The 13,692-nt window shown below is 73.4% G+C and carries 15 protein-coding genes; 12 read left to right on the plus strand and 3 right to left on the minus strand.

All coding sequences use genetic code 11. The features are described 5' to 3' along the window. Window positions 1-103 precede the first annotated feature (103 nt). Both CTZ28_RS33110 and CTZ28_RS33115 read left to right on the plus strand, forming a co-directional pair. Window positions 104-1,156, plus strand: coding sequence for a LacI family DNA-binding transcriptional regulator (locus CTZ28_RS33110; protein ID WP_121893415.1), 1,053 nt, complete (start codon window positions 104-106; stop codon window positions 1,154-1,156). Between the two features lie 132 nt (window positions 1,157-1,288). Further along, entirely contained in the window at window positions 1,289-1,690 is a 402-nt protein-coding gene (locus tag CTZ28_RS33115) for a VOC family protein (protein ID WP_121893434.1), read from the plus strand. Here CTZ28_RS33115 and CTZ28_RS33120 read toward each other — a convergent pair. The 3 genes from CTZ28_RS33120 to CTZ28_RS33130 form a co-directional block, all read right to left on the minus strand. Continuing rightward, window positions 1,673-2,359: a helix-turn-helix transcriptional regulator gene (locus CTZ28_RS33120; protein ID WP_121893416.1), complete on the minus strand. Its 687-nt coding sequence runs from the start codon at window positions 2,357-2,359 to the stop codon at window positions 1,673-1,675. The genes CTZ28_RS33115 and CTZ28_RS33120 overlap by 18 nt on opposite strands. A 10-nt stretch (window positions 2,360-2,369) precedes the next feature. Further along, window positions 2,370-3,305, minus strand: coding sequence for a helix-turn-helix transcriptional regulator (locus tag CTZ28_RS33125; RefSeq protein ID WP_121893417.1), 936 nt, complete (start codon window positions 3,303-3,305; stop codon window positions 2,370-2,372). A 69-nt stretch (window positions 3,306-3,374) separates the two neighbouring features. After that, entirely contained in the window at window positions 3,375-4,538 is a 1,164-nt protein-coding gene (locus CTZ28_RS33130) for a YihY/virulence factor BrkB family protein (protein ID WP_121893418.1), read from the minus strand. Window positions 4,539-4,677: 139 nt separating this feature from the next. Between CTZ28_RS33130 and CTZ28_RS33135 the strand changes: the two genes are divergently transcribed. The 10 genes from CTZ28_RS33135 to CTZ28_RS33175 form a co-directional block, all read left to right on the plus strand. Beyond that, a complete protein-coding gene (locus tag CTZ28_RS33135) occupies window positions 4,678-6,315 on the plus strand; it encodes an acyl-CoA dehydrogenase family protein (RefSeq protein WP_121893419.1) in 1,638 nt (545 codons plus the stop codon). A gap of 296 nt (window positions 6,316-6,611) precedes the next feature. Further along, window positions 6,612-7,871, plus strand: a complete 1,260-nt coding sequence (locus CTZ28_RS33140) for a GAF domain-containing protein (protein ID WP_183154706.1) — start codon at window positions 6,612-6,614, stop codon at window positions 7,869-7,871. A 187-nt stretch (window positions 7,872-8,058) separates the two neighbouring features. Next, window positions 8,059-9,390, plus strand: a complete 1,332-nt coding sequence (locus tag CTZ28_RS33145; protein WP_121893421.1) for a hypothetical protein — start codon at window positions 8,059-8,061, stop codon at window positions 9,388-9,390. 37 nt (window positions 9,391-9,427) lie between these two features. Then, window positions 9,428-10,000 carry a GNAT family N-acetyltransferase gene (locus CTZ28_RS33150; protein WP_121893422.1) on the plus strand — a complete coding sequence of 191 codons (573 nt, stop codon included), beginning with the start codon at window positions 9,428-9,430 and terminating at the stop codon, window positions 9,998-10,000. Window positions 10,001-10,127: 127 nt separating this feature from the next. Further along, a complete protein-coding gene (locus CTZ28_RS49375; RefSeq protein WP_309486338.1) occupies window positions 10,128-10,211 on the plus strand; it encodes a putative leader peptide in 84 nt (27 codons plus the stop codon). A 126-nt stretch (window positions 10,212-10,337) separates the two neighbouring features. Further along, window positions 10,338-12,035 (plus strand): nitrite/sulfite reductase, encoded by a 1,698-nt coding sequence (locus tag CTZ28_RS33155; RefSeq protein ID WP_121893423.1) that lies wholly within the window; start codon window positions 10,338-10,340, stop codon window positions 12,033-12,035. Beyond that, a complete protein-coding gene (locus tag CTZ28_RS33160) occupies window positions 12,032-12,220 on the plus strand; it encodes a hypothetical protein (RefSeq protein ID WP_121893424.1) in 189 nt (62 codons plus the stop codon). Before CTZ28_RS33155 ends, CTZ28_RS33160 begins: the two co-directional genes overlap by 4 nt. Beyond that, window positions 12,217-12,927: a phosphoadenylyl-sulfate reductase gene (locus CTZ28_RS33165; protein ID WP_121893425.1), complete on the plus strand. Its 711-nt coding sequence runs from the start codon at window positions 12,217-12,219 to the stop codon at window positions 12,925-12,927. The genes CTZ28_RS33160 and CTZ28_RS33165 overlap by 4 nt, the downstream gene beginning before the upstream one ends. A gap of 38 nt (window positions 12,928-12,965) precedes the next feature. Then, window positions 12,966-13,502 (plus strand): adenylyl-sulfate kinase, encoded by a 537-nt coding sequence (gene cysC, locus CTZ28_RS33170; RefSeq protein WP_398657240.1) that lies wholly within the window; start codon window positions 12,966-12,968, stop codon window positions 13,500-13,502. After that, a partial coding sequence (locus CTZ28_RS33175; RefSeq protein WP_183154705.1) for a phosphoadenosine phosphosulfate reductase domain-containing protein occupies window positions 13,499-13,692 on the plus strand: 194 nt, incomplete at its 3' end. The genes cysC and CTZ28_RS33175, both read left to right, overlap by 4 nt.

Below are 13,692 nucleotides of genomic sequence, written 5' to 3' on the forward strand. Positions count from 1 at the left end.
ATCGTAGGAAGCGCTTTCTTGATGATGCTCTGACAGGCCACGGGAGCAGCGTTGGCCGCAACTTTCGATGGCCCTCGGGCGGGCCGGAGAGGCGGGTTCGGCGATGGTCCGTACGGGGAGTGCGCAGGCGCCGGCCGGTCCGACGCTGGCCGTGGTGGCCCGCGAGGCGGGTGTGTCGGTGCCGACCGCGTCGAAGGTGGTCAACGGCCGCGAGGACGTGGCGCCGGAGACCCGCCGCCGGGTGACCGAGGCGCTGGACCGGCTCGGCTATGTCCGCAGACCCCGGTTCGACGCGGCCAGGCCGCCCGGTCTGGTCGACCTCGTCCTGGCCGCGCCGGACGGCCCCGGTGCGGGCGCGGTGCTGCGCGGGGCGGCGGAGGCGGCGTACGAGGCGGGTCTGGAGCTGGTGGTGTCCGCGGGGCCGGGCCGGACCGCGGGCGGGCTCCCGGAGCGCGGCTGGCTGGACCGGCTCGCCGCGCGGGGCTCGTCGGGGGTGCTGTTCGACCTGGCCGGGCTGTCCCCCGCCCAGTACTCCTGGCTGGACCAGCACCGCGTCCCGTACGTGCTGATCGACCCGGCGCACGAGCCGCCGCCCGGTGTGGTCTCGGTCGGCGCGGCCAACTGGCGGGGCGGGGTGACCGCGACCGAGCATCTGCTGGCGCTGGGCCACGAACGGATCGCCGTGCTCGCCGGGCGGCCGGGCACGATGAGCGGCGACGCGCGGGTGGCCGGTCATCGCTCCGCCCTCGCCTCGGCGGGGGTGCGGCAGCGCGCCGAGTACCTGCGGTACCCGGGGCTCGACGAGGCCGCGGTCCGGCTGAGCACGCGGGACCTGCTCGATCTGGCCGAGCCGCCGACGGCCGTGTTCGTCACCTCGGACCGGATGGCGCCCGGGGTGTACGGGGCACTGGCCGAACGGGGGCTCGCGGTGCCGGACGACCTGAGCGTGGTCGGCTTCGACGATCTGCCCGTGGCCCGCTGGTCCGTCCCGGCGCTGACGACGGTCCGTCAGCCGCTGGCGGAGATGGCGGCCACGGCGCTGCGGCTGCTGGTGCGGATGACGCGGGGCGACCACCCGGAGGGAACGCGCGCGGAGCTGTCCACCCGGCTCGTCCACCGCACCAGCACGGCCGCCCGCCCCGGACCGGAACACTGACCCGGCTTCCGGCGAGAGCCGGGGGGCGCTCTCCCGCACGCCGGCCCGCGGGGAACCGTCACCTTGCGCCGGGGCCGGGTCGGGTCCGATTCGTTCAAGACCTGCCGTCCGCGGCCCGCCTACGGTGACGGCATGACTCCACGATTCGCTGTGCTCGGCGTGGTCGCCTCCGATCCGGCCGCCTCGCTCGCCTTCTACCGCCGTCTCGGTCTGGACTTCCCTCCGGGCGCCGAGGAGCAGCCGCACGTCGAGGCGGAACTGCCCGGCGGGCTGACCTTCGCCCTGGACACCGAGGAGACCGTCCGCTCCTTCCACCCCGGATGGCGCCCGCCGGCCGGCGGCGGCCGGGTCGCGCTCGCCTTCCGCTGCGCCTCACCGGCCGAGGTGGACACCGTGTACCAGGACCTGGTGGACGCCGGGTACCACGGGGAGCTGAAGCCGTGGGACGCCTTCTGGGGGCAGCGGTACGCCACCGTGCACGACCCCGACGGCAACGGCGTCGACCTGTTCGCGCCGCTACCCGCCGCCGAGTAGCCGCCCCAGCGGCATCCCCGCCAACTCCCGTACGTCCCGGGCCAGATGGGGCTGGTCGGCATAGCCGGCCCGGATCGCGGTCTCGGCGAGCGGCACCCCTGACCGGGCCAGCCGGAGCGCCCGTTGCAGGCGCAGCACGCGGGCCAGCGTCTTCGGGCCGTAGCCGAAGGCGTCGCGGCTGCGGCGATGCAACTGGCGCGCGCCGAGGCCGAGTTCGTCCGCGGCGGCGGCCACCCGGCGGCCCGCCTCCAGGGCCTCGACCAGATGGTTCGGGAACGGGTCGGGCGGCGCCAGGTCCGCCACCCGCTCCAGGACGAGCTCCTCCAGTGCCGTCGCCGGGTCGGCCGCCGCGTCGACGCGGGCGCCCAGGCGGCGCACCTGCGCCGCGGGCCACAGCTCGGCCAACTCCACCCGCCGGTCGCGCAGTTCGTGTGCGGGCACGCCGAAGAAGGCGGGCGCGGTGCCCGGCCGGAAGCGGAGGCCGGCCCAGCGACGGGCCGGTCCTTCGGGTGCGTACGCCCGGGTGTCCGGGCCCGCGACCAGCAGCCGGCCCTCGCTCCACAGCAGGTCCATGCAGCCGTCCGGCAGCACGGGCCCGCCGGCGGCGCCGTCCGGGGTGCTGCGCCACAGCACCGCGCCGGTCAGCCGGGCCGCCCGCTCCTCGTACACGTACGCCAGGCTACGCCGCCCGCGTCCGGTGCCCCTGCGGGCTGACCCCGTACACCCGCTTGAAGGCGGTGGACAGGGCGAACGAGCTGCCGTAGCCGACCTTGCGGGCGATCGCGGCGAGGGTGTCGTCGGTGTCGCGCAGCAGATCGGCGGCGAGCGCGAGCCGCCAGCCGGTCAGGTAGGACATCGGGGGCTCGCCGACCAGGTCCGTGAAGCGGCGGGCGAGCGCCGCCCGGGACACCCCGGCCTCGGCGGCGAGCGAGGCGACCGTCCAGGGGCGGGCCGGTTCGTCCTGGAGCAGCCGCAGGGCGCGGCCGACGACCGGATCGGCGAGCGCCCGGTACCAGGCCGGGGCCGCCGCGTCCGGGCGGGCGAACCAGGCCCGCAGCGCGGCGATGACCAGCAGGTCGAGCAGCCGGTCCAGGACGACCTCCTGGCCGGGTTCGTCGCGCACGATCTCCTCCGCGAGGAACGGGGTGAGTGGGCACTGCCACCGGTCGGAGGTGAGGGCGAGCAGCGGCGGCAACGCGTCCAGCAGCCGGCCGCCGATCTCGCCCCGCATCGGATAGGTGCCGATCAGCACCACCGTGGACCCTTCGACGCGGTCGCCCCAGGTGCGTACGCCCAGGTCCATGGAGCCCCTCAGGGACGTCCCGTCGGGGTGGCTGCACACGCCGCCCGGCAGGATCAGCGCCTGCGGCGGGGTCTCGGGGTCGTCGGCGCAGGTGTACGGGGCCGGGCCGCGGGCGATGGCCAGGTCCCCGGCGCGCAGCCGCAGGTGCTCGCCGGTGTCCGGCACGACCCAGGCGTCGCCGCGGACCATGAGCATCACCGTCAGCGGGGCCCGGTCGGCCACCCGCACGGCCCACGGCGGGTCGAAGCACGCGCGGATCAGGAAGGCACCACGCGCGCGTGGGCCCTCCAGCAGGCCGGCGAGTGCATCCATGGGGGCCAGCGTAGACGCGCGCTCAGGGGAGGTCGGGGCGAGGCCGGACCGCCGAGGGGCGCGGGGGCGCTACTTGTCCGGTGGGGTGCTGGGCTCGTTCGGCTTGGGGTGGTGGTTGTTTCTGACGTGGGTGCGCAGTCGCGCGGTCACGTCCTCCGGGGGCAGGAAGCGGGACCAGCGTTCCGGGAACTCGGACGGCATGTCGGGGTCGTCCGGGTCATCGGGGTCGTCGGGGTCCCGGAGCGTGGCGGTGCGGGCCACGTACTCGGCGACCTGGGCCTCGCGCAGCCGTTCGTTGGTGGCGCGGGCCGCGGCCGTGGCGGCGGCCGGCCAGACCCGGTCGATCGCGGCGTTCACGGCGGCGCCGACGAGCACCGCGAACGCCGACACGCCGATCCACAGCAGGACCGCCACCGCGGCGGCCAGGGAGCCGTAGATGGTGGCGCCCTCGATCGTGTGCGTCAGATAGATGCGGAGCAGGAAGCTGCCGAGGACCCACATCGCGAGGGCCACCAGCGCACCGGGCACGTCCTCGATCCACGGCGAGCGGACGGGCACGGAGACGTGGTACAGCGTCGTCAGGAAGGCGATGGACAGCACGATCACGACAGGCCAGTACAGGACCTGCACCACCGTCTCCGACCACGGCACGATCCGCACCACCGCGTCCGGCCCGGCCACCATCAGCGGCAGCGCCACCGAGCCGATCAGCAGCGCGACGATGAACAGCAGGAACGCCATCAGCCGGGTCCGGACGATGCCCCGGACGCCGTCGAGGCCGTACATCACGGTGATCGTGTCGATGAAGACGTTCACCGCGCGGGAGCCGGACCACAGCGCGAACAGGAAACCGATGGAGATGACGTCGGGCCGGCCGCCCTTCATCACGTCGTGCAGGATCGGCTCCGCGATGTCCTTGACGCCCTTGTCCGACAGGACCGTGCGGGAGGCGTCCAGCAGATTGGTCTCCAGGCTGTGGATCGTGTCGGCGCCGGTCCAGTCGTCGACGTAGCCGAGCAGCCCGATCAGGCTCAGCAGCAGCGGCGGCACCGACAGCAGCGTGAAGAACGCCGCCTCGGCCGCCAGGCCCAGGATGCGGTACTCCAGGCATGAGTTGACGGTGTCCTTGAGCAGCAGCCAGGCGGTCTTCCGCTTGGAGACGTTCCGGTAGAGGGCGCGCGCCCGGTGGAGGCGCCCGGAGGGCCGCTCGGGGATTTCACTTGCTGGCTGCACGACCCAAAGGTATCCGCCGCACGGGGCCGTCCTCACCTTCCGGGGGCGGTCGGGGCGGGCGACGGTCCGGCGCGGCGTCCGGCGCCGCCGCTGTGTCACTGTGGTGCCCTCCGCCGTCGCCCCGGATAGGTTCGCAGACATGGCAGGCACCACCACCCACACCGTGACGAACCAGCCTCCCCCGCTGATCGGCTACGACCTGTTCACCGCGGACCGCGCCCTGGCCGAGGCGGTCGAACGGCACACCGACCCCGCGCTGCTCGACGAGGTGCGCGACGAGCTGTCCGCGCTCGGCCGGGCCGCCGGCTCGGCCCAGGTGCAGGAGTGGGGGGCGCAGGCGAACGAGAACCCGCCGCGGCTGCGCACGCACGACCGCTACGGCCGCCGGATCGACGAGGTCGACTTCCACCCGGCCTGGCACCGGCTGCTGGGCAAGGGGATCGCGGCGGGCCTGACCACCGCCTGGGTCCGCCCGGCCGGGCAGGTGCGGCGGGCCGCCGGGTTTCTGATCTGGACCCAGGTGGAGGCCGGCACCTGCTGTCCGCTGTCCATGACCCACGCCGCGGTGCCCGCGCTGCGCACCGATCCCGCGCTCGCCGCGGAGTGGGAGCCCCGGCTGACGTCCACGGTCTACGAGCGCGAGCTGCGGCCCGCCGGGCAGAAGACCGGCGCCATCTTCGGCATGGGCATGACCGAGAAGCAGGGCGGCAGCGACGTACGGGCGAACACGACGGCGGCCCGGCCGCTCGCCGAGGCCGGGACGTACGAGCTGACCGGGCACAAGTGGTTCTGCTCGGCGCCCATGTCGGACGGGTTCCTGGTGCTGGCGCAGGCCCCGGACGGGCTGACCTGCTTCCTCGTCCCGCGGGTGCTGCCGGACGGCAGCCGCAACGTCTTCCTGCTCCAGCGCCTCAAGGACAAGCTGGGCAACCGGTCGAACGCGTCCGCCGAGGTCGAGTTCGCGGGGACCTGGGCGCGCCGGGTGGGCGAGGAGGGGCGCGGGGTGGCGACGATCATCGAGATGGTCGCCGCGACCCGGATCGACTGCGTGCTCGGCTCGGCGGGGCTGATGCGGCAGGCGGTGGCGCAGGCCGTGCACCACTGCACGCACCGCGAGGCCTTCGGCGGCAGGCTGGTCGACAAGCCGCTGATGCGCAATGTGCTGGCCGACCTCGCCCTGGAGTCGGAGGCCGCGACGGCGCTCGGACTGCGGCTGGCCGCCGCCTGTGACGACGGGGGCGAGCGGGAGCTCGCGCTGCTGCGGCTCGCGGTGCCGACCGCGAAGTACTGGGTGGCCAAGCGGTGTGCGCCGCTGGCGGTGGAGGCGGCCGAGTGCCTGGGCGGCAACGGCTATGTCGAGGAGTCGGGACTGCCCCGGCTGGTGCGCGAGTCGCCGCTCAACTCGGTCTGGGAGGGCGCCGGGAACGTGCAGGCACTGGACGTGCTGCGGGCGCTGCGCCGCGAGCCGCAGGCGCTGGACGCCTTCCTGCTGGAGGTCGCCCGGGCGCGCGGCGCGGATCACCGGCTGGACGGTGCGGTGAAGGACCTGCTGACCGAACTCGGCGACCTGGAGAGCGTGGAGGGGCGGGCGCGGCGGCTGGTGGAGCGGATGGCGCTGGTGCTCCAGGGGTCGCTGCTGGTGCGGTACGCGCCGCCCGAGGTCGCCGACACGTTCTGCGCGTCCCGGCTGGGCGGCGACTGGGGCTCCGCGTTCGGGACGCTGCCGCCCTCGCTGGACCTGGCGTCGGTGGTGGACCGGGCGCGGCCGGAGTCCTGAGCGGGGGACGCGTCGCGGGGGTGGTGCTGCGCCGACACGGCACCACCCCCGTCTCGGGCCCGTCACGGGCCACGAGCGCCGCCCTGGGCGACGCACCTCAAGTTTTGGCCACCACTCGACCGTTCACCAGGGTTGCAAAGAGTTGCAACTCATCGACGCCCGTGCGCGGAGTGTATGCCTCCGGCACGGCCGAACCGGCAGTATGAGAACGGGAGTCGAACCGGAGAGCGACGCCCGGGTGACTTGCCGACGACCGCTCGTACGCTTCCGGAAGGAGCCCAGTGGCGAACCCGCCGATGAACGTGGCGCAGCTCGCCGCCGCCGACCCGGCGCAGGCGGCGCGGCTGCTCAGCGAGGTGCGTGAGGCCACGCTCGCGGGCCGGCGCGCGCGGATCGCGCCGCGGCCGGTGATCGAGCAGTCCTGGGCGCGGATGCTGCGCGGCGGCGTCGACCCGAACCACGGCTTCCGGCTGGAGCCGCTCAGCCCCGACGAGGTGCGCGGCCGACGGGAGGGGTCGCCGCTCGCGCCGGTCCTGCCGGTGCTGCGCGAGGGGCTGCTTTCGGTCGCGGACGTCGCCCACCACATCATGGTGGTCGCGGACGCGGACGGCCGGGTGCTGTGGCGTGAGGGGTCCACGTCGGTGCTGCGGAAGGCCGACGGCCTCGGTTTCGAACTGGGGGCCGACTGGCGGGAGGACGTCGTCGGCACCAACGGCGTGGGCACCGCGGCGGCGGTGGGCCGGCCCGTCCAGGTGTTCGCCGCCGAGCACTTCGTCCGCGCACACGCCTCCTGGACCTGTGCGGGCGCCCCGATCACCGATCCGCGGGACGGCCGGCTGCTCGGCGTGGTGGACGTCAGCGGCCCGCTGGAGACCATGCACCCGGCCACGCTGGCATGGGTCGACTCGGTCGCGAAACTGGCCGAGGCGCGGCTGCGGGAGCAGCATCACGGGTCGCTGGAGCGGCTGCGCGCGGTGGCGGCGCCGGTGCTGGCACGGCTGGACGAGCGGGCCCTGGTGGTGGACGGGAACGGCTGGACGGCGGCGGTCACGGGGGTGCCGTACACCCGGCGGATCACGCTGCCCAAGTCGCTGGCGGCGGGCCGGCGCTGGATGCCGGGGCTCGGCGCCTGCTCGGTGGAGCCGCTGGCCGGGGGCTGGCTGGTGCGCGCGGCCGACGAGCAGCCGGCCGCCGCGACCCGGATGGTGCTGGATCTGGCGCGCCCGTACCGCTGGTCGATGACGGTGTCCGCGGGTGCGGCCTCCTGGTCGCGGGAACTGAGTCTGCGGCATGCCGAGTTGCTCTATCTGCTGGCCGTGCACCGGACCGGGCGCAGCGCGGCGAACCTGGCCGAGGACGTGTTCGGCGATCCGTCCCGGACGGTGACGGTGCGCGCGGAGCTGTCGCGGATGCGGCGCTATCTCGGGGCGTTACTCTGCCACCGGCCGTATCGTTTCTGCGAGGACGCCGAGGTCGAGGTGCTGCTCCCCGAGCAGATCCGCGACCTGCTGCCCCACTCGACGGCTCCGGCGGTCACGGCGGCACGCGAGCGATGAGAGGATACGGCCCCTGGCATATGCGGCGCAGCCGATTCGGTACATCCGGCGGTATCTTCCGCATATTTGCAGGGTCCTCGGCCGCGGCGGCCCGCTCCTGCCGTAGCATCCTGCTACGGGCCTCCCCATCTGCTCCTCGATCAACGTACGGATCGCCAGGCGCAGTTGGCCCGCCTCGGGAGGAACTATGAAGCATCGCGGCAGACATCGCCGACGCAGGCGGGGCCAGGCGCTGCGCGCCGTCCTGACCGGGACCGCGCTGGGCCTCACCGCGGCGGCCACCCTGATCAGCGCCTCGCAGGCCACGGTCGCCGACGACCCGGGCCCGCTCAAGCCACTGGCCGCCGCCGACACCGCGAAGCTGCGGCTCCAGGAGCGCCCGGTGCCCCGCCGGACGCTGGACCGGCTGGCCTCGGGGATGGGCCGCCCGGTCGGTGTCGACAGCGTGCTGCGGAGCGCCGACCGGACGCTGCGCACCGCGGCCGAGTGCGCGGCGGACGACCGGGACTCGCTGCCAGTCGCGCCGGAGCCCGAGCGCGCGTACTGCTGGGACCCCGCCGACACCGCCGTGCCGGACTGGCGGACCGCTTCGGTGACCACCTCCGCGGACGCGGACGACGACGGGCTGTGGGGCGAGCACCGCGTGGTCCTCGCGGGCGCGACGCACCGCGGCACGGACGGACCGGCCGCCGGCCGGGACCTGGCCCGGGTCGCCTTCGTGGACGCCGACGACCCCGCCCGGCTCGCCTACCGCTGGGTGCTCCTCGTGATCCCCACCGCCGACGGCCGTGACTACCGGGGCCTGTCCTCGCAGGTCTCCGGCATGGTCTGGTACCAGGACAAGCTGCTGGTCACCACGGCCACCGGCCGCGCCGATGCGCTCTACGTCTACGACCTGAACCGCATCCAGCGCACCACGGTCGACGGCACGGCGATCGGCCGGGTGCCGGGCGGCTGGTCGGCCGACGGGCACCGGTATGTGATGCCCGCCGTCGCCGCCTACCGCTATCCGGCGGGACGGTGCACCGCGACCGGCTCCCCGTGTCCGGGCACCATCTCCCTGGACCGCGGCACGGCGCCGGACAGCCTGGTCGTCGGCGAGGAGACCGCCGCCGGCAGCGACCGGCGGGCCCGGCTGTGGCGCTACGCGTTCGGTTCGGACCCGGCCCGCAGCGGCCTGCTCGCCACCGATGCCGCGGGACGCGCGGACGCGGTGGAGGCGTACACGACACGGGCCGCCGGGATCCGCGGTCTGCTGTCGTACCGGCCACCGGGGTCGGCCCGCCCCGTCTGGTACCTGGGACACCCGCCCGGCGACCTGGACGGCCACGGCAGCCTGTGGCGCCAGGACACCGAGGGCGCGCGGTCGGCGCGCTGCGGCTCGGACGCCGCGCACCACTGCTGGGCCGAGGACGCCGGGTCGCTTTCCTACGCGCAGCGGACCGGCGAGGTGTGGTCGGTCACCGACCGGATGCTCTTCGCCGTCCCGCTGACCGCCATCGACAGGTCGCTGGGCTGATCGACAGGTCGCCGGGTCAGATGATTCGCTGACCCGCATGAGCACCGTCACCGTCACCACCTGGTCCCTGGAGCAGACCTCACCGGCCGATCTGCTGCCCGCCGCCGCACCCGACGGCGAGGTCAGGGTCGTCCGCGCCGAGGTCCCCTCCCCCGAGTTCAGCCGCTTCCTCTACGCCTCGGTCGGCGGTGACATCCGCTGGACCGACCGGCTCGGCTGGAGCCACGCCCGCTGGCTCGAGCACCTGGACCGGCCCGGCGTGGAGACCTGGGTCGCCCACGACCGGGGCACGCCCGCCGGCTATGTGGAACTGGACCCGCAGGACGACGGTGTCGTGGAGATCGTCTACTTCGGTCTGCTCCCGGCGTTCCGGGGGCGGCGGATCGGCGGCCATCTGCTGTCGTACGGCGCGGCCCGGGCCTGGGACCTCGCGGAGCGATGGCCCGAGCGGACCCCGACCAAGCGGGTGTGGCTGCATACCTGCAGCAAGGACGGGGCGTACGCGCGGGACAACTATCTGCGCCGCGGGTTCCGGCTGTTCGACACCAGGACCGAGGACGAGCAGGAGGTCCCCACGCCGGGCCCCTGGCCCGGCGCCTACCCTGCCTGACCTGCGTCGACAAGACTCCCCGCGGAACATGTGACCGATGACACCCTTGTCTCACGTACCGAGACAAGGATGTCCGCATGACGGACGAAGCTGGACTGTGTCCAGAACGCCGTGACACGCTTCCGTCATGTCTGGAACTGGAATTGCCTTGGTGAGTCGGCGGCACGTCGACCTCGGCCGCATGTCCAGCGCCATCTGTCCGGCGAGCTGAGTGCCCCGGCGAAGCCGACATTCCCCGCTTTTGTCCTCCTCCTGCGCAATGTCGCGCAGGCATGCCGCCACGCGCCCGCAGCGCAGGTCAGAGCCGTTTCCGCCTGTACCGAAGGACGTATTCACCATGGCCGCCACTCCGCCGAACCCTGCTGCCTCCGCGCCCCGCCGCAAGGTGAGCCGTCACCGCGGAGAGGGCCAGTGGGCCGCGGGTCATTTCACCCCGCTCAACGGCAACGAGCAGTTCAAGAAGGACGACGACGGTCTCAATGTGCGGACGCGCATTGAGACGATCTATGCGAAGCGCGGTTTCGACTCGATCGACCCCAACGACCTGCGCGGCCGGATGCGCTGGTGGGGGCTGTACACCCAGCGCCGTCCCGGGATCGACGGCGGCAAGACCGCGATCCTGGAGCCGGAGGAGCTGGACGACACCTACTTCATGCTCCGGGTGCGGATCGACGGCGGACGCCTCACCACCCGGCAGCTGCGGGTCATCGGCGAGGTCTCGCAGGAGTTCGCGCGCGGCACCGCGGACATCACCGACCGGCAGAACATCCAGCTGCACTGGATCCGGATCGAGGACGTCCCCGAGATCTGGAACCGCCTGGAGGCCGTCGGGCTGTCCACCACCGAGGCCTGCGGCGACACGCCCCGCGTCATCCTGGGCTCGCCCGTCGCCGGCATCGCCGAGGACGAGATCATCGACGGCACCCCGGCCATCGAGGAGATCCACCGCCGGGTCATCGGCAACCCGGCCTTCTCGAACCTGCCCCGCAAGTTCAAGACCGCCGTCTCCGGCTCGCCGCTGCTCGACGTGGCGCACGAGATCAACGACGTCGCGTTCGTCGGCGTCGAACACCCCGAGCACGGGCCCGGCTTCGACCTGTGGGTCGGCGGCGGCCTGTCCACCAACCCGAAGATCGGGCAGCGGCTGGGCGCCTGGGTCCCGCTCGACGAGGTGCCTGACGTCCTCGAGGGCGTCATCTCGATCTTCCGTGACCATGGCTACCGGCGCCTCCGTACGCGGGCGCGCCTGAAGTTCCTGGTCGCCGACTGGGGCACGGAGAAGTTCCGGCAGGTGCTGGAGGACGAGTACCTGAACCGGAAGCTGGTCGACGGCCCCGCGCCCGCCCAGCCGGTGGAGCGCTGGCGCGACCACGTCGGGGTGCACCGGCAGCGGGACGGCCGGTTCTACGTCGGCTTCGCCCCGCGGGTCGGCCGGGTGGACGGCACCACGCTGGCCAAGATCGCCGACCTCGCCGAGGCGCACGGCTCGGGCCGGGTGCGGACCACCGTCGAGCAGAAGATGATCGTGCTGGACGTCACCGAGGAGCAGGTCGACTCGCTGGTCGCGGGCCTGGAGTCGCTGGACCTGACCGTGCATCCGTCCCCGTTCCGGCGCGGCACCATGGCCTGCACCGGCATCGAGTACTGCAAGCTGGCCATCGTCGAGACGAAGGCGCGCGGCGCCTCGCTCATCGACGAACTGGAGCGCCGCCTCCCCGACTTCGACGAGCCGATCACCATCAATGTGAACGGCTGCCCGAACGCCTGCGCCCGCATCCAGGTCGCGGACATCGGTCTCAAGGGCCAGCTGGTCCTCGACGACAACGGCGACCAGGTCGAGGGCTTCCAGGTGCACCTGGGCGGCGCGCTCGGCCTGGAGGCCGGGTTCGGCCGCAAGGTGCGCGGCCTCAAGGTGACCTCCGAGGAACTGCCCGACTATGTGGAGCGCGTCCTGAAGCGTTTCCAGGCCGAGCGCGCGGACGGCGAGCGGTTCGCCGCCTGGGCCGCGCGGGCCGCCGAGGAGGCCCTGTCATGAGCGAGCGGGCCGCCCCCTTCTACTGCCCCTACTGCGGCGACGAGGACCTGCGTCCGAGCGAGCAGGGCCACGGCACCTGGGAGTGCGCGGCCTGCAACCGCGCCTTCCGGCTGGCGTTCCTCGGGCTGCTGGCCCGGGGCGTGAACCGCGGGAGTGCCGACCACGAAGGGCACGATCACCTATGACGACCGCTCAGGAAGACCGTACGAGCGAGGAGTTGCGGGCACTCGCCGAGCAGGCGGGACGTGAGCTGGAGAACGCGTCCGCGCTCGAGATCCTCCAGTGGGCGGTGGACACCTTCGGCCGCCGCTTCTGTGTGACGTCCTCGATGGAGGACGCGGTGGTCGCCCATCTGGCCTCGCGGGTCATGAAGGGCGTCGACGTCGTGTTCCTCGACACCGGCTACCACTTCCCCGAGACCATCGGCACCCGCGACGCGGTCGAGGCGGTGATGGACGTCAACGTCATCACGCTCACCCCGCGCCGGTCGGTCGCCGAACAGGACGCCGCGTACGGCCCGAAGCTGCACGACCGCGACCCCGACCTGTGCTGCCGGCTGCGCAAGGTGCAGCCCCTGGAGGAGGGCCTCGAGGACTATCAGGCCTGGGCGACCGGCCTGCGCCGCGACGAGTCCCCGACCCGTGCCGGCACCCCGGTCGTCGGCTGGGACGCGAAGCGGCAGAAGGTCAAGATCGCCCCGATCGCCCGCTGGACCCAGGACGACGTGGACGCGTACGTCGCCGAGCACGGCGTGCTCACCAACCCGCTGTTGCTGGACGGCTACGCCTCCGTCGGCTGCGCGCCCTGCACCCGCCGGGTGCTGGCGGGCGAGGACGCGCGCGCCGGCCGCTGGGCCGGGCGCGCCAAGACCGAGTGCGGGCTGCACGAATGACGATCCCCGAGACCGAGACAGAGACCGAGGAGACACACGTGACGACCGGAGCCACCGTCTGGCTCACGGGTCTGCCGAGTGCCGGCAAGACCACCATCGCGTACGAGCTGGCCGGGCGGCTGCGCGCGGCGGGCCACCTCGTCGAGGTGCTCGACGGCGACGAGATCCGGGAGTTCATCTCGGCGGGCCTCGGCTTCAGCCGCGAGGACCGGCACACCAATGTGCAGCGCATCGGCTTCGTCGCCGAACTGCTGGCCCGCAACGGCGTCAAGGCGCTCGTCCCGGTGATCGCGCCCTATGCCGACAGCCGCGAGGCGGTCCGCAAGCGCCACGAGGAGAACGGAACGTCGTACGTCGAGGTGCATGTGGCGACCCCGGTCGAGGTGTGCAGCGAGCGGGACGTGAAGGGCCTGTACGCCAGGCAGGCGGCGGGCGAGCTGACCGGGCTGACGGGCGTCGACGACCCGTACGAGGAGCCCGAGGCGCCCGATCTGCGGATCGCGTCGCAGCACCAGACCGTGCAGGAGTCCGCGGCGTCGGTGTACGCCCTGCTCAGCGAGAAGGGACTGGCATGACGACCGTCGCACAGGCCGACGAGGGCACAGGCACGCCGTACTCGCTGTCGCATCTGGACGCGCTGGAGTCCGAGGCGGTGCACATCTTCCGCGAGGTCGCGGGCGAGTTCGAACGACCGGTGATCCTCTTCTCCGGCGGCAAGGACTCCATCGTCATGCTGCACCTCGCACTCAAAGCCTTCACCCCCGC

Origin of the sequence: Streptomyces shenzhenensis (assembly GCF_003688995.1) — a bacterium.
GTDB classification, from domain to species: domain Bacteria; phylum Actinomycetota; class Actinomycetes; order Streptomycetales; family Streptomycetaceae; genus Streptomyces; species Streptomyces shenzhenensis_A.